General features: G+C 66.0%; 10 protein-coding genes and 1 riboswitch. All 10 genes read left to right on the forward strand.

Features of this window, described 5'->3' with window-relative positions; translation table 11 throughout:
* Nucleotides 1–133 precede the first annotated feature (133 nt).
* The 10 genes from AKN84_RS22210 to AKN84_RS22255 all read left to right on the forward strand — a co-directional run bounded on the left by AKN84_RS22210 (nt 134) and on the right by AKN84_RS22255 (nt 22,229).
* Nucleotides 134–535, forward strand: a complete 402-nt coding sequence (locus tag AKN84_RS22210; RefSeq protein ID WP_244485373.1) for a hypothetical protein — start codon at nt 134–136, stop codon at nt 533–535.
* Nucleotides 536–688: 153 nt separating this feature from the next.
* The gene (locus AKN84_RS22215) at nt 689–2,179 is read left to right on the forward strand and encodes an amidohydrolase family protein (RefSeq protein ID WP_050422750.1); all 1,491 of its coding nucleotides are present in this window, start codon (nt 689–691) and stop codon (nt 2,177–2,179) included.
* 1 nt (nt 2,180) lies between these two features.
* Nucleotides 2,181–3,104 (forward strand): CobW family GTP-binding protein, encoded by a 924-nt coding sequence (locus tag AKN84_RS22220; protein WP_050422804.1) that lies wholly within the window; start codon nt 2,181–2,183, stop codon nt 3,102–3,104.
* Between the two features lie 224 nt (nt 3,105–3,328).
* Nucleotides 3,329–3,524: riboswitch (cobalamin riboswitch) on the forward strand.
* A gap of 106 nt (nt 3,525–3,630) precedes the next feature.
* A complete protein-coding gene (locus AKN84_RS22225; protein WP_050422805.1) occupies nt 3,631–5,910 on the forward strand; it encodes a TonB-dependent receptor in 2,280 nt (759 codons plus the stop codon).
* 2 nt (nt 5,911–5,912) lie between these two features.
* Nucleotides 5,913–7,406: a cytochrome b family protein gene (locus tag AKN84_RS22230; protein WP_050422751.1), complete on the forward strand. Its 1,494-nt coding sequence runs from the start codon at nt 5,913–5,915 to the stop codon at nt 7,404–7,406.
* Between the two features lie 59 nt (nt 7,407–7,465).
* The gene (locus AKN84_RS22235) at nt 7,466–8,248 is read left to right on the forward strand and encodes an STN domain-containing protein (protein ID WP_128971063.1); all 783 of its coding nucleotides are present in this window, start codon (nt 7,466–7,468) and stop codon (nt 8,246–8,248) included.
* Nucleotides 8,245–8,787 carry an RNA polymerase sigma factor gene (locus AKN84_RS22240; protein ID WP_050422753.1) on the forward strand — a complete coding sequence of 181 codons (543 nt, stop codon included), beginning with the start codon at nt 8,245–8,247 and terminating at the stop codon, nt 8,785–8,787. The genes AKN84_RS22235 and AKN84_RS22240 overlap by 4 nt, the downstream gene beginning before the upstream one ends.
* Nucleotides 8,788–8,849: 62 nt before the next feature.
* On the forward strand, nt 8,850–9,830 hold the full coding sequence (locus AKN84_RS22245; RefSeq protein ID WP_050422754.1) for a FecR family protein: 981 nt from the start codon (nt 8,850–8,852) through the stop codon (nt 9,828–9,830).
* A gap of 196 nt (nt 9,831–10,026) precedes the next feature.
* On the forward strand, nt 10,027–18,597 hold the full coding sequence (locus AKN84_RS22250; protein ID WP_128971064.1) for a two-partner secretion domain-containing protein: 8,571 nt from the start codon (nt 10,027–10,029) through the stop codon (nt 18,595–18,597).
* A complete protein-coding gene (locus AKN84_RS22255; RefSeq protein WP_050422756.1) occupies nt 18,564–22,229 on the forward strand; it encodes a filamentous hemagglutinin family protein in 3,666 nt (1,221 codons plus the stop codon). Before AKN84_RS22250 ends, AKN84_RS22255 begins: the two co-directional genes overlap by 34 nt.
* Nucleotides 22,230–22,322 lie beyond the last annotated feature (93 nt).

The following is a 22,322-nucleotide window of genomic DNA, read 5'->3' on the forward strand; positions in this document are numbered from 1 at the left end:
GCTCCGCTTATGCGATTCCTATGCGATCGCGCACGCGCTCCCCTCGAAAACCTATTGCCGCGCAGGGATAGTCGCGCCGCGTCTGACCTCCCCCGACAGCCGAAGGGGCATCGGCGCGCGGGGTGTTCGACTGATGCGCGAGGATGCGACCGAACCGGAGAGCAAGCTGCTCCGTGCCTGGCAGCTTGCCGTGCTGCGCTTCGCAGTGACGCTCGACGACGACGATCGGATGCACGCGCTCGGTGTAGCGGCAGCGGTAGACCGGCTGAGCGGCGCAGCCGACGACGCCTTCCACTTTTTCCGCCGGACGACCGCGGAGCTGTGCGCCGCGGTCTCCGGTCGCCCCGATCAGGATGTCGTCATTGGGCGGTTCCTGGCACAGATCGACAATGTCAGGCTCAAGCGCGCGGTCGAGGCGGCGATCGCCAGGGAACGTACGCCGCACCGCACGCCGCCGAAGCTGGTGGCCAGCCGCGCGAAACCCGGCAACGATCTCTGGCGCGGGCTGCCGTCGCGGCGTGCAACCGGAACATAGGGAGGATCGCTCTCTGCAATCGGCAGCACGGCGCGGCGGATATTCCGCCAGAGCATGTCGCCACAACCCTGACCGGGTTGCCGCGATGCGTGCGATGCGCTTCTCTGTGCCCCAAAAGAGACCGGTCGGTTTCGGAATGCGGGGAGTGGCGAGATGGGTGGTTTGGTGATCAGCGGCGGCCGGGTGGTGGATCCGGCCAGCGGGATGGACGCGATCGGGGACGTCGCTGTCGTCGACGGCAAGATCGCCGCTGTGGGCACCGGGCTCGGCGGCGCCGAGCGGCAGATCGACGCGACCGGGCTCGTGGTGGCGCCGGGCTTCATCGACCTGCACGCGCACGGCCAGACCATTCCGGCCGATCGGATGCAGGCGTTCGACGGGGTCACGACGTCGCTCGACCTCGAGGCCGGCGTGCTGCCGGTCGCATCCTGGTACAAGCGCCAGGCCGAGAAGGGCCGGGTGCTGAACTACGGCGCCGCGGCGAACTGGGCGTTCGCGCGGATCGGCGCGATGACCGGCTCGAATTCGGAAAGCTCGCTGGAATCGTTCGGTGCAGCGATGCGCGATCGCCGCTGGATCGAGAACGTGGCGACCGAGGGCGAGGTCGGCGGCATCCTCGAGCGCCTCGCCAACGGGCTGAACGAGGGCGGCATCGGCATCGGCATTCTCAACGCCTATGCGCCGGGCGCCGGCGTGCAGGAATTGACCGCGGTGTGCCAGCTCGCGGCTGATCATGCGGTGCCGACCTTCACTCACGTCGCCTACATGTCGCGCATCGATCCGGAGAGCGCGGCCGAGGCCTATATCCGCCTGATCGGCTATGCCGGCGCCACCGGCGCGCATATGCACATCTGCCACTTCAACTCGTCGAGCAAGACCGATATCGAACGCTGCGTCGCGCTGATCGCGAAAGCGCAGGCGCAGGGCCTGCCGATCACGGTGGAAGCCTATCCCTACGGCACCGGCTCGACCGTGCTGGCGGCGACCTTCTTCAGCGATCCGAAATTCGAGGAGCGCAACGGCCTCGGCTATGATTCGGTGCAGCGCGTGACCGACGGTCACCGCTTCGGCAGCCGCGAGGAGCTGCTGGCGGCGCAGGCCGCCGAGCCCTCGACGCTGGTGCTGTGGCATGTGCTCGACATCGAGAACAACGCGCATCATCGCGATCTGCTCGACATGGCGGTGCTGTATCCGGGCGGTGCGATCGCGTCCGACGCGATGCCGTGGACGCTGTCGGATGGCCGCCCCTACACCGGCGACGCCTGGCCGTTGCCTGACGATGCCACCTCGCATCCGCGCTCGGCCGGCTGCTTCACCCGCTTCATCCGCGAATGGGTGCGCGAGCGCCGCAAGGTGTCGCTGCTCGAGGGCATTCGCAAATGCGCGCTGATCCCGGCGGAGATCCTGTCGGCGAGCACGCCGGCGATGCGTGCCAAGGGCAGGCTGCAGGCGGGCGCCGATGCCGATGTCGTGGTGTTCGACTTCGAGACGCTGAGCGACCGCGCGACCTTCTCGGCGATGAACCGCCCGGCGGAAGGCGTACGCCACCTCGTGGTCAGCGGCCAGCCGCTGATCAATGATGGCGTGCTCGACGTCGCAGCACGTCCCGGCCGGCCGGTGCGCCGGCCCGTCACCGGGGGCTGAGGTGACGGTCCCGATCCTGCTGGTCGCGGGCTTCCTCGGGGCGGGCAAGACCACGGTCGTCAACCATCTGCTGGCTCATGCGCAAGGCAAGCGCATCGCCGCGGTGGTCAACGATTTCGGCGCGATCAACATCGACGCGGAGCTGATCGCCGGCGCCGGCGATGGCGTGGTCAGCCTGAGCAATGGCTGCATCTGCTGCACGCTGGAAGGCGACCTGCTGCGCACGCTCGCGACACTGTTGCGGCGTGATCCGCGTCCCGAATTCATCGTGATCGAGACCAGCGGCATCGCCGATCCCAGCGATATCGTTCGCAACCTGATGGATCCGGTGATCTGGAAGGAGGCTCCGCTGGAGACCGTGCTCTGCGTCGTCGACGCGACGCAGCCCGCGGCCGCGCTCGATGATGCGCTGCTCCGCTCGCAGCTGCGGGCGGCCGATGTGGTGGCGCTGAGCAAGGTTGATCTCGCCGATGCAGCCGCCTGTGCCGCGATCCGCGATGCGGTGCGAGCGGTGCGTTCGGCGGCGGTGATCGTCGATGCCGTGCATGGCGAGGTGCCGGCCGCGCTGCTGTTTCCGGCTGATCTCGATCATGTGCCGTCGCCGCGCGAGACCGCGCCGCGACGGCCGGCGACCGACCGGTTCGAGACGCTGAGCTGGACCTCGGAGCATCCGATGCGGCTGCCGCGCTTGCAGCAGGCGATCGGCAAACTGGCGCCGAAGCTGGCGCGGGCGAAGGGATTGTTCGAGACGGTGGAGCAGCCCGGACGGCTGACGGTATTTCAACTCGCCGGCGGCCGCGCGACGCTGGCTGCGCGCGGCGTGCCCGCGCCCGGTGTGCCGCGCACGCGAATCGTATTCATCGCCGAGATGGGCGTGTTGTCGCGCGCCGAGATCGATGAGATCATGCAGGGATGCGTGGAATGACCTGAATGCCCCGTCATCCTGAGGAGCGCGTAGCGCGTCTCGAAGGATGGACGGCCCGGCTGGTGGCCGTGCATCCTTCGAGACGCCGCTTCGCGGCTCCTCAGGATGACGGAGTTAGAGCGAGCTCGGCGTCAACATGTAGATATCGCTGTGTCCCGATCGCAGCACCACACGCAAAGCATGCGTGCGACAATCGCATCGAATTGACAGCCCTGCCGGCAGCACCTATCGTTTTTGCCGACGGTTCCCTTCGGGGATCAAAAGGGAATGCGGTGCGAGAGTACTCTCAACGCCGCAGCTGTCCCCGCAACTGTAAACGGCGAGCCTTTCGTCAATTTGCCACTGGGCTATTCAGCTCGGGAAGGCGTCGACAGGCGATGACCCGTGAGCCAGGAGACCTGCCGTCAGTCGTGGTCACACGCGAGCACATCGGGCGGGGGCGTCCTGGTGGGATCGGAGCACTGCCTTTTGGGCAATGCGCCAGTCCGCGTTCGCGGTGACGTGCCACGTTACCGCGAGTCGTTTCATGTCCTCGTCTTCTGCCGTTGCGCGCAATTGGCGCCTCGGTCTCGTCTGCTCCCTCTCATCGTTGCTGCTGCCGGCCGAAGCCGGAGCGCAAACAGCTCGACCCACCACGCTCGATCCGATCGAGGTCGCACCGTCGGCATCCGCCAAGCCCAAACCCGCGGCGCGAAGCAGCAACACCGCGACGGCGCGGCAACGCGCCAGACCGGCAACGGCAGCAGCAGCGCCCGGCGCACCACGTGCCGCAGCGTCGGGCGCATCGGGGGCGGCATCGCCGACACTCAATGCCACCATGCCGGGCGGCACCGGCAGCCGCCTTAATCTGACGCCGCTGCAGACGCCGGCCAGCGTCGAGATCATCACGGCGCAGACCATCGCCGAGCGCGGCCAGCACAATGTGCTCGATGCGGTCACCCAGAACGCGGCCGGCTTCATCGCAACAGCGGCGCCCGGCAATGGCGGCCTGTCGTTCAGCACCCGCGGCTTTGCCGGCAGCAACTCGGTGATGACGCTCTATGACGGCACGCGCCTCTACATCGGCTCCGGCACCCTGACGTTCCCCTACGACACCTGGTCGACGCAGCGCATCGAGGTGCTGCGCGGCCCGGCCTCGGTGCTGTACGGCGAGGGTGCGATCGGCGGCGTCATCAACGTGATCCCGAAGAAGCCGCAGAGCACGCCTTATAATGAGGCCGAGGTCTCGCTCGACAGCAACATGACGCGGCGGCTTTCGGTGGACAGCACCGGTCCGATCAATCCCAATGTGTCGTACCGGATCAACGCGACCGGCAACATGTCGGACGGCTGGGTCGATCGCGACAAGACCTCGAATGCGGTGGTCTCCGCTGCCGTGCGGGTGCAGGCGTCGGAAAATCTCGCCTTCACGCTGTCCGAGGACTATGGCGACCGCAGCCCGTCGCGCTATTTCGGCACTCCGCTGATCAACGGCTCGATCCAGGATGCGCTACGCTTCAAGAACTACAACGCATCCGACAGCGCGATCCGCTATCAGGATAGCTGGACCCAGTTCAAGACCGAGTGGGATGTCGCCGACGGCATCAAGGTCAACAACACGCTGTATTACCTGACCAGCGAGCGGCACTGGCGCGACATCGAGAACTACACCTTCAATCCGAAGACGCAGCTGATCGATCGCTCCAGCTATATCGAGATCTTCCACGACCAGAAGCAGTCCGGCAACCGGATGGATGCGACGTTCAGCGGTCACATCTTCGGGCTCGCGAACCAGTTCGTTGCCGGCTTCGACGTCAATCACATCGAGTTCTTCCACACCAACAACTCACCCTATGGCGGCGCGTCGTCGGTGAATCCGTACGTGTTCGATCCCGGATCGTTTTTCGCAACGACGACGGCGACCACACCCGGCTTCAATACGATCGTCAATCAATACGCGCTGTTTGCCGAGGACCGGCTCAAGCTGACCGATCAATTGTCGCTCGTGACCGGCGTCCGATACGATCGTCCCGACATCGATCGCACCGACTACAAGACACCGGGCAACAGTTTCGAAACTGCGCTGTCGGGCACCAGTTGGCGCACCGGCCTCGTATACGAGCCGATCAAGGACCTTGCGCTCTACGGCCAGTATGCCGTCGGCGTCGATCCGGTCAGCAATCTGATCTCGCTGTCGACCTCGCAGAAGACCTTCCAGCTCGCGACCGGCAAGCAGACCGAGGTCGGGGTCAAGCAGTCGTTCTGGGGCGGCCGCGGCGAGTGGACGCTGGCTGCTTACGAGATCGTCAAGACCGGCCTGACCATTCCCGACCCCAGCAATCCGACCGCCGGCCTGGCACTGCAGATCGGCCAGCAATCATCGCGCGGGGTCGAAGGATCGGTCGGACTTGCGCTGAACGACGGCTGGCGCGTCGACGCCAATCTTGCGCTGCTGCGCGCCCGCTACGACAACAACAGCCAGGTGGTCGGCGGCAAGATCGTCAGCTACAACGGCAATGTCCCGGTCAACGTGCCGCAGCAGGTCGCGAACGTCTGGCTGACCTGGGATTTCGCACCCAACTGGTCGGCCTATGGCGGCGTGCAGATCGTCGGTGCGATGTATTCCGATCTGGCCAACACCCAGTTGCGGCCGGGATACAACGTGGCCAATGGCGGCATCAAGTGGAAGCCGGACGACCGCACCACGGTCGCCTTCCGCGTCTACAATCTGTTCGACAAGGTTTACGCGGTGACCTCGAACGGCACGGGGCAGTGGCTGCTCGGCATGCCGCGCACCGCCGAACTGTCTGTCAACTTGAAGTTCTGATCATGCGCAAGGCTCTGATCCGGCGAGCGCGGCGATGGCTCTATGTCGTCCATCGCTGGATCGGCATTGCGACGTGCCTCTTGTTCGCGATGTGGTTCATCTCCGGCCTCGTCATGATGTACGTGGCGTTTCCGCGCCTCACTGACGGCGAGCGCCTCGCTGCGCTCCCCGTCATCCTCTGGAACAAGGTGCAGGTCGCGCCTGATCGCGCGATGGCGATTGCGGGCGCAGAGCAATATCCGCGCGATCTCCGGCTCTCGATGATGGACGACGTTCCGGTCTATCGCGTGACCGGATGGAAGGGAGCCGCCGTCACCATTTCTGCAATCGATGGCGGCGTGATTGATCGCATCACGCCGGATCAGGCGCTGGCGATCGCCGCCCATCATCCGCATGCAGTGCGGCCGCAATTGCTCGACACGGTGACGCGGGATCAATGGTCGGTGACCGCGCGGTTCGATCCGCTGCGGCCGCTTTATCTGATCGGCCTTGGCGATGCCGATGGTACCGAGCTCTACGTCTCCGCGCGCAGCGGCGAGATCGCGCTCGACACCACGCGGCGCGAGCGCATCTGGAACTGGCTCGGCTCGATCCCGCACTGGATCTATCCGACCGTGCTGCGCAAGGACGGCGCACTGTGGCGGGACGTGGTGCTGTGGATCTCGGGCGTGTGTCTGGTGGTCGCAGTCACCGGCTTCTGGATCGGCATTCTCCGCCTGCGGCTGACGCGCCGTTACGCAAGTGGTGTCGTCTCGCCCTATCGCGGCTGGATGGCCTGGCACCACATCGCGGGCCTGATCGGCGGCATCTTCGTCCTCACCTGGATGTTCAGCGGCTGGTTGTCGCTCAATCCCGGCGGCGCGTTCTCCGGCCGCGGGCTTACGCGCGAAATCGCGGTCGGCTACAGCGGCCATGACACGCCGGATATCGTCGCTCGCTTGCAGTCGCCGCCGTCGGTGCCGGCCGTGGAGGCGCGCTTCGTCTGGATCGGGGGACACTCCCTGATGGTGCTCGACGACCGCAGCGGCCGTCGCAGCCTCGCCGATCCCGCGATCGGCGCGGCGGTGACGCTCTCGCAGGACGTGATCGTCGCGGCTGCCCGGGGCGCGATGCCGAGCGCTGCGGTGACATCGGCGCGACATCTCGATCAGCCGGACGCCTACTGGTACACGCTGCACCATCAGCGCGAGCTTCCGGTGCTGCGCATCGGCTTCGACGATCCCGCCCACACCTGGCTGCACATCTCTCCCGTCACCGCCGAGATCCTCGAGCGCAGCGACGACAGCCGCCGGTCCTATCGCTGGCTGTTCAACGCGCTGCACAGCCTGGATTTCCCGTCGCTGCTGCGCATCTGGCCGGCGCGCGACGTCGCGGTGTGGTTGCTGTCTGTGGTCGGCACGGTCGTCTCGATCAGCGGTATCGTGATCGGCTGGCGCCGGCTGCGGCGGCGGAAGGTGCGATCCACGCTCGCCGCGCGTGTTAGCAGATTGTCATAATCTCTTTCTATGTTGCGCCTGCCGCTGACTTGACGAACGGCTGTATCGATCACCGATGGATGGTGCTGTTCCGCCGGGGCTTGAGGATCAAGGCGGCGCCTCATGCACTTTGTTCAATGGGTCGGAAGATTGGGCTGCGCGCGAAGCATGATCGGATGTGGCAGCGCTTTCTCGCCCTGGTCATAGGCACTCTCGTTGCCGGGAATATCCAGACGGTAACGATGGCCGGGAGCCCTGAATCAGTTCGAACGCCGGCAACGGTCGATTTCGATATTGGGGGGCAACCCCTGGTCTCGGCGCTCGATGCCTACAGCGCGGCCACGGGTCTGCAGGTGGTGTACGACGCCACACTGGCCGGAGGACGCCGCGCGCAGGCCGTCAAGGGATCGATGACGCCTGACATGGCGTTGCAGGTTCTGCTCGAAGGAACCGGGCTGTTCGCGGTCTATGCCGCAGCGAACACCTTCACGATCGTGCCTGCGGCTACCCCGCCGCAGACGGCGTCAATGCGCAGCTTCATGCCATATCTTGCAGCCGTCCAGAGCAGCGTCGAGGAGGCGTTCTGCCGCTCCGCGCTGACCGCGCCGGGGGGCTATCGGATCAAATTCAGGTTCTGGATCGGGCATGCGGGCGAAGTGCTGCAGCCCCAACTGCTTGGTTCGACCGAAGACAGCGCGCGTGACCAGGCGATCGCCACCATGTTGCGCGCCGTGGTGATCGGCCGGCCGCCGCCACCGGACATGCCGCAGCCCGTCATGATGGCGGTTACGCCGCGGCCGCCTTCCGAGACCGGTGACTGTGCGGCCCGGGATCCGCGGCGCCAGGGACTGGTCGCGCGATGACAGAGACCACCGGGACGACGCTTCGGCAGGTGCTCGTTGAGCGCTACGACGAGCTTCGCCGCCGCCTCGCGCGGCGCCTCGGCGACGAGAAGGCGCGCGAGACCCTGCACGAGACGTGGCTGCATCTGCGCGACAAGAACGGCCCGGGCGTGGTGGACAGCCCGATCGGCTACCTGCTGCGCAGCGCGCTCAATCTCGCGATCAGCCGGGAGCGCCAGGAGACGCGGCGGATCAAGCGGTTCGAGGTGCAGCCGATGCTCGAGATCGTCGACGCGGCGCCCGGGCCGGAACGGGAGGTCGAATCGCGCGAGCAGATTGCGCATCTGGAGCAGGTGCTCGAGGAGCTCACGCCGCGCCGCCGGACGATCCTGCTCGCATCCCGCCTGGAGGGCACGCCGCTGCGGGAAATCGCCGAGCGTCTCGGGGTTTCCCAGCGCTTGGTGGAGCTTGAGCTGAAAGCCGCGCTCGAGCATTGCGCCAAGCGGTTTGGTAAAAAGGTCACAAGGCGTTTCGGTCCGGCACCGCGAGAAACGTCCTGATAGGAGAGCGTCAGAGTGTTGCGCATTTGGATGGAAGTGGTGCCGAGAGAAACGCCTGATCGATGACCCGTAGCGACGAACCGCCGGAGGAACTGACCGCGATCGAGAGCGAGGCGCTTGCGCGCGTCCAGCGGCTCGGTTCGGGGCGGGCCTCCCGGCGGGACATCGAGGACACCAAGCGCTGGGGCAGCCAGAGCAGCGCCCATTCGGAGGCGCTGGCGCAGGCCAGCCTGCTGTGGGATCAACTCGGCCCGGCCGGTGCCAATTTGTTGAAGCGGCGCGGCGATTCCATCCTGGCCGCGGTCAGGCCGCAGCCGCGAATGACGCGGCGGGCGGTGCTCGGCGGCGCGCTTGCGACCTCGGCTGCCGCCTATCTCGTGGTGTCGCCGCCCCTGCAGCTGTGGCCGTCGCTGCGGGACGTCATGGCGGACTACCGCACCGCTGCCGGCGAGCAGCGCAAGCTCACGATCGATGGCGACGTCAAGGTGACGCTGAACACCGGAACCAGCGTCAACGTTCAGTCGGGCGAAGCCAGCCAGGATCGCATCGAGATCCTGACCGGGGAAGCGGTGATCGCGGCGGTCTCTGCGAGCCGCGAGGTGCGTGTCGTTGCCGGCGACGGCGAGATGCGTGCACGCCAGGCCCAATTCAACGTCCGCCACGAGCCGCGCAGCACCTGCGTGACGTGTCTCGATGGCGAGGTGCAGGTCAGCCGGCACAGCGCCGTCGCGCTGCTGCGCGCCGGGCAGCAGGTCGGCTATGCGGCGCTTGGCCTCGCCGCGCCGATGGCGGTCGATCCCACCGAGGTGACGGCGTGGCGCGACGGAATGCTGATCTTTCATGACGCGCCGCTTGGCAACGTCGTGACGGAGATCAATCGCTATCGGCCCGGCAAGGTCATGGTGACGAATGCGGACCTGGAACGCCGTCTCGTCAACGGCCGGTTCCGCATCGACAATGTCGACGGTATCCTCAACATGCTCCAGCAAATTTTCGGCGCGAAGGCGCGACACCTGCCCGGCGGCATCGTGCTGCTGAGCTGATGTCGGGCGAGCCATGAAAGCGTGCATCGCGTGTGCGCGGGGATTGTGATGCAGCGTGCTATTTTGTTGTTCGGTCCCGCCGATCAAATGGCGTCCTTGGGGACGAGAAGCCCGGCATGCGGTCTCGCCGTGTGACGAGCGCCTGTGCAGATCCGATCTGCGCAGCTTTCCGTCCGTTGTTCCCAGGGGACATCCCATGCCGTCTCGTCAGCGCGTCGCCCACCGTTCCCGCCACGATCAGCGCCGGGTCGCGCCGCTTCCTCCGCGCCCGCGGATTGGATTGGCATCCCGCTCCATGCTGCTCGCGGGAACAAGCACGCTGGCGCTGCTGCTGACCGGGCTGGAGGGCGTGTCCGCGCGCCCGTTCGGCAATTTCGCGACGACGACGTCGGCGCCGACGATTGCGAGCGATGCGGCAACCGCCGCGGCCCAGCAGGCGACCGAAGTCGCCAGGCAAAGCCAGGGTGCGCTGACGCGTGCGACCCAGGCCATCCAGGCCTTGCAGGCCGCACAGTCCGCCGCGCGCAGCGCCGCTGCCGCCTCGCAGCGATCGAGCACGTTGCCGCAAGTGGCGGTGCCGAACGGCCTTGCTGCGGGCGGGCTCCAGGTTGCGCCGGGCGCCGTGCCGGGCTCTAGCCTCTGGCAAGGCGCTGCGCTGCCGAGCCAGACCGCAACCGGCGCCCAGACCACGGTCACCATCAATCAAACCGCGCCGCAGGCGATCCTCAACTGGCAGAGCTTCAACGTCGGCAGCCAGACCACGCTCAATTTCAACCAGCAGGCCGGCAGCTGGACCGCGCTGAACCGCGTGGTCGGCAACACCGGGCCGAGCCAGATCCTCGGCCGCGTCACGGCTCCCGGTCAGGTGCTGGTGATCAATCAGAACGGCATCATCTTCGGTGGCGCCAGCCAGATCAATGTCGGCTCGCTGATCGCGTCCAGCGCCAATATCGTAGACAATCAGTTCCTCAGCAACGGCATCTACTCGACCACGACCGGCAGCGGCGCACAAATCGTCTATGCGCCGAGCTTCACCGGCGCCGGCGGCAAGATCGTGGTCGAGAGCGGCGCGCTGATCACGACCAATGCGCCGTCCTCAGTGACGGCGGGCGGCGGCTTCGTGCTGCTGATGGGCACCGAGGTCAACAATGCCGGCGCCATCACCACGCCGAAGGGGCAGACCCAGTTCGCCGCCGGCGACGATTTTGTCTTGCGCGCCGGTTACGGCACCAACTCCAACCAGAACTCGACCACGCGTGGCAACGAGATCGCGCCACTGCTGCGCAGCGGAAGCGCCAGCGGCACGGTCACGAACACCGGTCTCGTCCTCGCCCAGCAGGGCGACATCACGCTGGCCGGCCATGCCGTCACTCAGGACGGCATCGTCGTCTCTACCACCTCGGTCAATCAGCGCGGCACCATCCATCTGCTCAACTCGGCGTCCAATGCCACCGGCAGCGTCACGCTGACCAATAACGGCATCAGCCTGATCCTGCCCGAGACCGATGCCGCCGCGGCGCTGATCTCCGGCGTCGATCCCAGCGCGACCGCATTCAATTCGCAGCGCGATGCCCTGATCGCCTCGGCGGGCCCCAACCTGCTGGCCACCGGCCAGTTCGACAATCTCTCGACGCTGGCCGATCGTCCGGACCAGTCCCGCATCGAGATCGTCACCGGCGGCACGATCGATTTCAGGAACGGCTCGCTGACCATGGCGCAAGGCGGCCAGGTCGTGGCCTCCGCCGGCAAGCGCGTGTTCGCCGAGACCGGCTCGGTGATCGATGTCTCCGGTACGGTCGGCACCGTGCTGTCGGTGTCCGCCAATGCGATCAAGGTCAACGTCCAGGGCAACGAGCTGCGCGACAGCCCGCAGAATCGCGACAGCGGCACGCTGCTCAACAGCAACATGTGGATCGACGCGCGTGATCTCACGCTGGTGCCTGCCGGCACCGGTGGCTATGCGACGGACCGCTACTACACCGCCGGCGGACTCCTTGAGGTCTCGGGCTATCTGAACAACACCAGCCACAAGATCGGCGAATGGACCGCGGTCGGCGGAACCATCACGCTGTCGGCGCCGGAAGTGGTGGCGCAGCGGGGCTCGCTCTTCAACATCTCCGGCGGAGCGGTGCAGTATCAGAGCGGCTATGTGCGGCAGACGCTTCTGCTCGGCAATGACGGCCGCATCTACAATGCCGACGATGCGCCGGCCAACTTGACCTATGTCGCAGTGGCGAACGGCTTCATCGTCAATCACGCGCACTGGAACGTCGTCGAGGTCTATCTCAGCCCATTCGGCAAGGGCAGCAGCCGCTGGGAAAGCGGCTACACCGTGGGGCGCGATGCAGGCAGTCTCGTTCTTGCGACCCCGACCTCGGTGTTCGAGGGTGCGATCCTTGCCAATGTGATCGACGGCGAAGCGCAGCTCTCCAAGCGCCCGGCCGCTGTCACCGACGGCTACAAGCTGACGCAGACCACCGTGCCGCTCGCCGGCACGCTCGCGCTCGGGCAGTACAACAGCTATGGTCTTGCCGGCGCGTACAACACCGAAGTGTCGTTCGGCAACGTCGCGCCGGTCGCGGGCAACCTCGATGCGACCTCCGCGCTGCCGGCCAATCGCGTCAACACCGCGTATTTCGATGCGCCGACGCTCAACGGCTTCGGCCTCGGCGGCCTCAACGTCAACACATCCAGCAAGATCGCGATCGATGCGCCGCTGCAATTTGCGCCGGGCGCGCAGGTCAAGCTGATCGCTCCGACCGTCGACATCGCGGCCGGTATCACCGCGCGCTCCGGCAGCGTCACGATCAGCAACATTCTCAATACCGCGACCGGTACGATTACATTGACGAATGCGACCGGCGGCGCTGCGCTGACGCTGGAGTCCGGCGTCACCATCGATACGCGCGGCCTGTGGGTCAATGCGCAGACCGATCCGACCGGCGTTGCGGGTCTTGCCCTCCTCGACGGTGGCAACGTCACCTTCGATTCCACTCAGGACGTCACGCTCGCCGCCGGCAGCGTCATCGACGTGTCCTCCGGCGCGGCCGTTCTTGCCACCGGCAAGACGAAAGGCGGCAAGGGTGGCAACGTCACGATCATCGCGGGCCATGCCCAGCAGGATGGCGGAACGCCGGGTGACGGAAACCTGGTTCTCGACGGCGCGATCCGCGCCTTTGGCGTCACCGGCGGCGGCACGCTGACGATATCGACGCCCGGCAACATCCTGATCGGCGACAATGCCGAGCTCGCGGGTGGCATCTTGCCGGCCGGCATGCCGGCGCCGGCCGCGGTAAAGCTGAAGCAGACGATGACCATTCCGGCGGGGCAACCGCTGCCGACTGCGCTGACGCTCACGCTCACGAAAATGACCTTCGATACGCCGCTGCTCGCTGACGTGCCGCTCAGCGACACGTTGCCAAGCGGCCCGACCGGCGCGGATTGGCAGGTTCCGAACGGGCTGACAGTGTGGGCGACCAGTGGCGGAAGCAACAGTTGCTACGGCGGATGGCCCTGTGGGTCGTCGGTTGTGCCCGCCGGCTCGACCATCACGAACTGGGCGGGAAATGCTGTCATTCCCGCCGGGAGCATCGTTCCTTCAAACGTGTTCCCGGACGGTCTTCCGGTCAAACCCTACCAAGTGACCTACGCGGCCGGAACGATCCAGTCCACGCCGATGACCTACCCGATCGGCAGCATTATTCCGGTCGGCACGGCGTTGCCGCAGACTGTGGCGATCGAGCCTGCGCCAGCGCTGCAATCCTCGTTCTTCACGGCCGGCTTCTCGAATTACGACATCAATGGCGGGCTGGGTGTTGTGGTGGCCAACAACACGGTGGTTGCGGCCGCGATGCCGGTCTACCGGTTCACCGCGAACAGCTTTGCCGCACCTTCCGGCAGCGATCCGTCGTCGGCGCTGCTGCTGTGGACGCCGCCGCTGTTCACCGAGGATCCGGTCAAGGCCACGGTGAGCCAGCGGGGCGGCGTCAGCGTCACGTTGCGCTCGCTGATCAAATCGGGAGGTGGTGCCCTCGTGAACGGCGGTGGCATCGTGGTTGGCGACGGCGCTTCGCTCAGCGTCGATCCGAACCAGAGCATCACGCTCGATGCCTTCGGTCAGATCAGCGTGTTCGGCAGCCTCACCGCGCATGGCGGCAGCATCAATCTGGTCAATGACGCCTACGGTTCACCGGTTCAGGGCGGTTTTAACTTCGACCTCAAGGGCAATGGCCGCGGCGTTTCGATCTGGGTCGATGCCGCTGCCAAGCTCGATGTCTCGGGGCTGGCCTATCAGGCGACCGACACTTCCGGACATCCGTTCGGGCGGGCAACCGATGGCGGCTCCATCACCGTCAACGGCGGCGGCGCCTTCGTGATCCTGCGCCCGGGTGCCGAGCTCAATGCCGACGGCACCCAGCTTGCGATCGATCTCGCAGCGGGAGGCGCGCCGTCGTCAAGCCGGCCGCAGATGATCACGACGAATGGCGGCTCCATCACGCTGGCGTCGCAGAGCGGGCTCTATCTCGACGGCGATATCCATGCCTTCTCCGGCGGAGGCGGTGCTGCCGGCGGCAAACTGTCGATCGCGCTCACGACGCCGAACTTCGACGGCAATTCATTCCCCAACGGGGTGACGCCGCCGGCCAATGCGATCGTTCCAAGCCTGATGACCGTGGTGCAGACGCGTCCGGATTCCTCGCTGCCGGCGGATCTCGCCCCGGGAACGGGAGCGTCGCATCTCGCGTTCGGACAAGCCACCGTGAGCGCCGACATGGTCAAGGCCGGCGGGTTCGACAGCCTGACGCTGACCTCCGGCGACTACATGCAGTTCTCCGGCAACGTCTCGCTGGCCTTGGGTCGCAGCCTGACGCTGACCGCGGCAGCCTTCACGTCGGGAGCTCCGGTGGTTGGACCGATCGTTCCTTCGATGCCGACCACGATGGGCAGCGTGAAGCTGTCGGCGCCCTACATCCTGTTCCGTGAGGCGACCGCTGTCGTCCCTGACGGGACCATCAGCGGCAGCATCCGCAATCCCGGCGGTGCGGTCTTGCCGACCACGGCGACCTTCGAGGCCGATGCAAACCAGATCGACATCCAGGGCTTGATCGGATTCTCGGCGCGTTCGCCGAACAACATGTTTGCGGCGGGATTCCTGACCACGAAGCTGGTCAGCCAGGGCGATATCCGCTTCCTGTCGATGCCCGGGGTGATCACCACCCAGTTGTCCACCAGCGGCAATCTCGAACTTCTTGCCGCGCAGATCTATCCCGCGACCAACACCATCGCGACCGTCTTCGCCGGCAGCGGCAACTCCGATCCGACCGCGACGCTGACCATCGGGCGTACGACGGACACCATTCCGGATGCACCGCTGTCGGTGTTCGGCCAGCTCGCTTTCCAGGCGCCGGTGATCGAGCAGGGCGGCATCGTTCGCGCACCACTCGGTCTCCTGACCTTCGGACTAAGCTGGCCGGTCTTCACGCCGCATGTCGATCTGCTTCCGGGCAGCCTGACCTCGGTCTCGATGGCTGGCCTGACCATCCCCTATGGCGGCACGATCGACGGCGTCACCTACACGTATAATGGCGCGAGCATCCGCAAGATCGACCTGACCAACTTCAACAACAACGGGCCGCAGACCGGCATCATCCTGGACGGTCAGTCGATCAACGTCGCGAGCGGTGCGGTCCTGGACATGTCGGGCGGCGGTACGCTGACCGGCGCGGGCTTCGTCTCCGGACGCGGCGGCTCGGTCAATGTGATCAACACGCCGCTCGTCAACGCCAACCCCACGACCCCCGTCAGCAAGGCGACCGACAAGGTCTATGCCATCCTCCCCGGCTACAACTCCAGCTATGCGCCGATCGCGCCCGAGAACGGCGCCGGCGATCCTGCGGTCGGTCAGCAGATCACGGTGCCGTCCGGCGTCCCGGGATTGCCGGCGGGAACCTATACATTGCTGCCCTCCAACTACGCGCTGCTGCCTGGTGCCTACCGCGTCGAGCTCGGGGGCAGCAGCACGACGCCGGTTGGCAGCCCGATCATGATCGGCAACGGCACCTACGCCGCTTCGGTCGCGACCGGCATCGCCAACACCACGATCAAGGGGAGCCTCCCGGTGACGGCGCTGATCACCGCAGGCACCGCCGTCCGCAAATACTCGCAATTCAACGAGCAGGGTTACAGCGACTTCCTGATTGCCAACGTCACCCAATTCGGCGGCCTGCGTCCATTGCTGCCGAGCGACGGAAAGACGCTGGAAGTGCTGTTCGAGACACAGGACCCCACCACGATCGGTGCGGCGCTGACCTTCAACGGGACCGCCTTGTTTCAGGGTGCGCCAGGGGGCGCCGCCGGTCAGGCGGCGCTGCTGGGTGTCGGCGAGATCTATGCCGATGCGCCGACGGCGGGGTTCACCGGTGTCTCGATTCGCGCCGCAGAGATCGACGGGCTCAGGGCGCCGCGTCTGCTGGTCAATGGAACCGTCAGGATTTTGGACGGTACATTGACCCTCAATCCAAGAGCAACCGACCTCTTCATCCGGGACGGCGTTGCTCTCTCCGCCGGCGAGATGTTCCTGATCGGCAACAACATCAGCGTCGGCAACAACGTCACGCTCAGCACCGTCGGGCAAGGCGTGGTTCCGTTCGATTCGGCGTCCACCGGCATGAGCTATGCTGCCGGCCAAGCCACGGTGCTGGCGCTGTCCAACGGAGACATCAACTTCCTGCCCTCCAACGTCGGCAGCGGCTCCATCACGATCGGCGCCGGTTCATCGCTTTACTCCGATGGAACGCTGGCGTTCGTCACCAACGGCGCTTCCACGATCGATCCGACAGCGCATTTCGGATCGAGCAACATCGCGCTTGCGGTCGGCACGATCAATATCGGCGACGCGGCGACGATCGCCGCGACCGGCGCACGGGCGGGCTTGCTGTTCGATCAGGCGCTATTCAACACGCTGGTCCATGGTGATCCCCTGCATTACGCGCCGGCGTTGAAGACCATCACGCTTGCCGCGGGGAACTCGATCAACCTGTTCGGCGGCGCCGGCCTCGACGCCACCGGCAGCGGCGTCAATCTGGTGCTGAACACGTCGGCGATCTATGGCTATGGTGCGGCCGGTGACAGCTCCACGATCGCCGCCAGCAAGATCACGTGGAACGGCATCAGCGGTGCGACGCCGCCGGCCATCGCCGCAGGCGGGCCGGGAACCGGAATCGGCACGTTCAACCTCGTCGCCGATGAGATCGATTTCGGCAGGTTTACTTCGCTCGACACCTCGACTGCGAACCGCGTGATCTACGGCTTCGGCAATGTCGACATCACCGGCAACGCCCGGATCGTCTCGGCCGGCAACAGCAAGCTGTTCGTCTATCAGTCGCCGAGCTCGGATCCCGCAGCCGTATTCGGCCAGAGCGGCACCGGCGGCAACCTGACGCTGGCGACGCCGCTTCTCACCGGCGCGCAGAAGTCGATCATGGCCTATGCCGCGGGCGGCGCGCTCAATGTGGTTACGCCTGCGGGTCTTGCGGCAAGCACGGCGAGCTCCACCGTGGCCGGCGCCGAGATCGACCTGACCGGCGGCAGCGTCGGGATCGGCAGCACGATCCTGCTGCCGAGCGGCAAGCTCGTCGTCAATGCGACTGATGATATCGTGCTCGGGTCCGCAAGCCGTGTCGATCTGGCTGGTCGGCCGTCCGCGATCCAGCGGACAACCGTCTATGGCTTCGGCGGCACCGCGATCTTCAACAGCGCGCAGGGCGGTCTGACGCAGGTTGCCGGCTCCGTGATCGATGTCTCCGCGACCAATGCCGGCGCCGGATCGATCAGCATCGCTGCGGCCAATGGGCCGGTCGTGCTCAACGGTGCGCTCTATGGTGCGGCGACGAACGGCTACGCCAGCGGCGATTTCAGCGTCACCACCGGCACGCTGTCCAGCGCGGATTTCGCGGCACTCAATGCGCTGTTGACCCAAGGCGGCTTCTTCGATGCACGCGGCTTCGACATCAGAAATGGCGATCTGGTCGTCGGCGACGGCGTGAGAGCCAGCAACGTCGCGATTGCCGTCGACAATGGCAGCCTGTCCGTCGCCGGCACCATCGATGCGTCCGGCGTCGCGCCCGGCACAATCCGGCTCTCGGCCGGCCACGGGCTTACGCTTGCGCCGACCGCCGTGCTCGACGTTCACGGCACGGTGCTGCAGGTCGACAGCTACGGCCAGCCGATCGAGGCGAAGAACCGCGGCCATATCGAATTGACCGCGGCGGGCGGCGTGCTCACGCTGTCGCCGGGCGCGACCATGGATCTCTCGGCGCCGAACGGTGTCGCCTATGGCGACGTCGTGCTGAACGCACAGCGCACCGGCGAGACCTCGGGCGATATCGCCATCAACGCGGCGGCTCCGCTCTACATCAGGGGTGCATACAGCATCGCGCTCAACGCATTCTGGACCTATGACCTGCCGGGCGGCAGCACCATCAGTCAGACGACGCTCGACGGCTACGACACCGCAAGCACTGCCTTCATCAACGCTGCGTTGGGCAACGCCGGCCTGGCGGCGCGCGTTGCGGGCCTGTCGGCTTACGGCAGCACCTACACCTGCGGCCGGGCGTCCAGATCACATCGAGTGGCGACCTGTCGACATCAGGCGATATCGACCTTGCCAAGTACCGCTACGGCGCGCGCGCGGATCGTGATCCGAATTCGGCGAGCTACGGCGCCGGTGAACCGATGGCCCTGGCAATTCGCGCCGGCGGCAACGTGACGGTCAACGGAAGCATCTCGGACGGGTTCAAGTCGTCACCGGGAACGCCAGCGGTCTACAAGCTGATCGATATCCCTCATGATCCCAACGCGCAGCTGTGGTCGCCCAGCGATACCGGCCTGAACAATTCCAGTTACGTTTATTCCAACAGTGTGACACTGATGAATGACTGGACGGTACCGGACGATCAGTTCTACCAGTCTATGGTCTCGCTGTATGGGATCCCATTCGTCGACGTCAATGGCCATCAATATGGGCCGGGTAACACGATCCCGGCCGGCACGACGCTGAATCCCGGACCTTCGTTAGGTGGGAACGGCTTCTTGATCTTCGATATTGCTACGTTACCTCCGCTTGGAGCGGTGGTCACGCCTGGAATTCCCAGCGTAGCTGCCACGTCGGCTGCAGCGCCAATGCTCGCGCCCGGCTCGCTCTCCGCATCGATCCGGCTCGTGAGCGGTGCAGATCTTGCCGGCGCCGACCAGCGCGCCTTGCAGACAACGCAGGCGCTGAACGGGCGCGGCAACCTGACGCTGAGCGATCCGGCCTACGATGCGTCGCGCAATGGCACCTTCTTCAGCGTCGTGCGCACGGGTACCGGCAGCCTCGATCTGATGGCCGGCGGCAGCTTCAGCGAGGCTACGCCATATGGCGTCTATACGGCCGGCACGCAGGCGAAGCCGATGCTGGCCGCTGACGGCAGCAATCCCTACGATCTCGTCGGGGTCACCAGCAGCGGCAACTCGCACGCGTGGTACACCGAGCATGGCGGCGACCTCCTGTTCACCGCGCAACGGGATATCACCGGCAACATCCAGATCGCGGACAACAACACCCGCTTCGTCGATTCCAACCTCACCGCCAATTGGCTCCACCTGCAAGGGGGCGGCGCCTCTTCCGATCCGGTCGCGTGGTGGATCAATTTCGGTACGCTCGCGAAGACCTACGCATGGAGCAGCGGCCAGCAGCTGATCGGTTTCCAGGGGATCGGCACGCTCGGCGGCGGCAACCTGACCGTGATCGCGGGCGGCAATGCCGGCGTCACCGGCAACGGCTCGACCGGCCTTGATCTGGCAGTCGCCTCGACCGGCCGCGTGCTGCCGGACGGCACGCTGGTGCAAGCCGGCGGCGGCAATCTTGTCGTGAAGGTCGGCGGCGGACTCAATCCGGTGGCAGCGACCACGCCTTTCGGACCGGTGCCGGACTATTACGGCTCGATCACCAATCTGCGCGGCGACGTCACCGTCAGCGCCGGAGCCGTCGGTGCATTGGCCCCGAACACCTGGGCCTCCTATCTGGTGTCCTACGATCCGCGTGCCGTCGATCCCACTGTCTTCAAGCGCTCGCTCAAGACGCCGGGCCCGCTCGTCATCCCGGGTGACGGTAGCGTCAGCATCGTGACGCGCGGCGACCTCGTGCTCGGCGGCGCAGGCGACGCCGGCATGGCGACGCCGGTCGATCTGAACGGGATCGCTTACACGGTCCGCAACGCGGACGGCACCACAATGCTCAGGAGCGGCGGGCAATCGAACTTCACGTTGTGGACGCCGCGAACCGCGATCGGTCTTTACGCCGCGGGCGGCGATGCAGCCGTGTTGGCCGGAATTTCCTTCAACAGCACCGGTTTCTTTCCAGGCACGCTGACTGTCGTGGCCGCCAATGGCGACATCCGGTTTGCAGAGCCTGGAGCTGGTGGAGGTAGTCCGGCCATTGAACTGATGCCGTCGCCATTCGGCCAACTCGCGCTGCTGGCGGCCGGCTCGATCTACGGGACGGATCAGGTGGTGGCGATGTCCGGCGCGGACATGAGCACGTTGGCGACGCCGTTCAATGCTGTCTTCAGCACCGGCACGGGTGGGGGTGGTGACAGCAATGCCTGGGCGAACGCCGCTTTCCGGGACAACCCGCTCAATCCAATCGCTTTCGGCGAGGACTTGCCGGTCTCCAACCTGCACTCGGCCGACAACCTGCCGGCCCTGGTCTATGCCGGCGTCGACATCACCGATCTGACCCTTGGAGAGGTGCTGCCAAAGACGCAAAGCTTCTCCCAGGGTTTCTATCCCACCCACAGCACCTGGTACATCGCCGCCAAGCCGTTCGAGGTGATCGCCGGTCGCGATATCGTCGGCACCGGTCCCGTGGCCAGCGTATTCCTGAACAACGGGCCGAACGACATCTCCCTGATGCAGGCCGGCCGCGATATCTTCTATCAATCGGTCATCGTTGCCGGCCCAGGTCTGCTGCAGCTGCAGGCCGGCCGCAACCTCTACCAGGGCTACTACGGCTCGCTGGTCAGCGTTGGCGATATCGTCAATCAATCCAACACAACGGGCGGTGCGGGCATTGTCACGATCGCCGGCGTCGGCGCCAGCGGCCCCGACTACACCGATTTCGCCAAGCTGTATTTCAATGCCGCGAACCAGCTCCCCGGCGACGGCCGGCCGCTCGCAGGCAGCGGCAAGGTGGCAAAGACCTACGCCGACGAATTGTACGACTGGCTGCGCGAGCGGTTCTCGCCGAGCCGGAACTATTCGCATGACGGCCAGCTCTACGTCTTCACAGGCACGAAGGACGATGCGCTCAGCTTCTTCCTGGCGCTGCCGATCGAGCAGCAGGGCGTGTTTGTCCGCCAGGTCTATTACGCGGAATTGAGGGAAGGCGGTCGCGAGTACAACAACAGGGACAGCAGTCGCCACGGCAGCTATCTGCGTGGCCGTCAGGCGATCGCCACGCTGTTCCCGGACCAGGATGCGTCAGGCAATCCGGTCCCGTACTCGGGCAACATCACCCTGTTCAGCGGCGTCGCCAAGAAGAGCGACGGCACGACATATCTGGCCGATGCCGGCATTCAGACGCAGTTCGGCGGCGACATCCAGATCCTCAATCCCGGCGGACAGACGATCATCGGGGTCGAGGGCGTGACGCCGGTGTCCGGCGCGGGCCTGATCACGCAAGGGCAAGGCGACATCGACGTCTATTCGCTCGGCAGCGTGCTGCTTGGCCAGAGCCGCATCATGACGACGTTCGGCGGCAACATCATCGCGTGGTCGGCGACCGGCGACATCAACGCCGGCCGCGGCTCGAAGACGACGACGATCTTCACGCCGCCTAAGCGCACTTACGATCCCTACGGCAGCGTCAAGCTGTCGCCGAGCGTGCCCTCGACCGGCGCGGGCATCGCGACGCTCAATCCGATTCCCGAAGTCCCGCCCGGAAACATCGACCTGATCGCGCCGCTCGGCACCATCGATGCAGGCGAAGCCGGCATCCGCGTCTCGGGCAACGTCAACCTCGCGGCGCTGCAGGTGGTCAACGCCGCCAACATCCAGGTGCAGGGCACCTCGACCGGCATTCCGACGGTGCAGGGGCCGCCAGTTGGCGCGCTGACGGCAGCGTCGAACACCACTGCCGCCAGCCAGCAGGCCGTGCCGCCACCGCCAAAGAATAACGACCAGCCCTCGATCATCATCGTCGAAGTCATGGGCTACGGCGGCGGCGGTGGCGATGACGAGACCCAGCCGGAGGAGACGCCGGAGCAGAAGCGCAAGCGGCGCGAGAAGCAGACCTACAACGAGAACAGCGCCTTCCAGGTCATCGGGCTCGGCGACGCGACGGGCTCGTCCGGCAGGTGACGGCGAGGGGGCGGGATCGCGGCCGGGGAAGAGCGACAGCGCGATGCAAATCTCGCTGTCGCGGGACCGCAACAGCTCGCGCAGCGCGGGCTA

This window comes from Bradyrhizobium tropiciagri, from assembly GCF_001189845.1.
GTDB classification, from domain to species: Bacteria; Pseudomonadota; Alphaproteobacteria; order Rhizobiales; family Xanthobacteraceae; genus Bradyrhizobium; species Bradyrhizobium tropiciagri.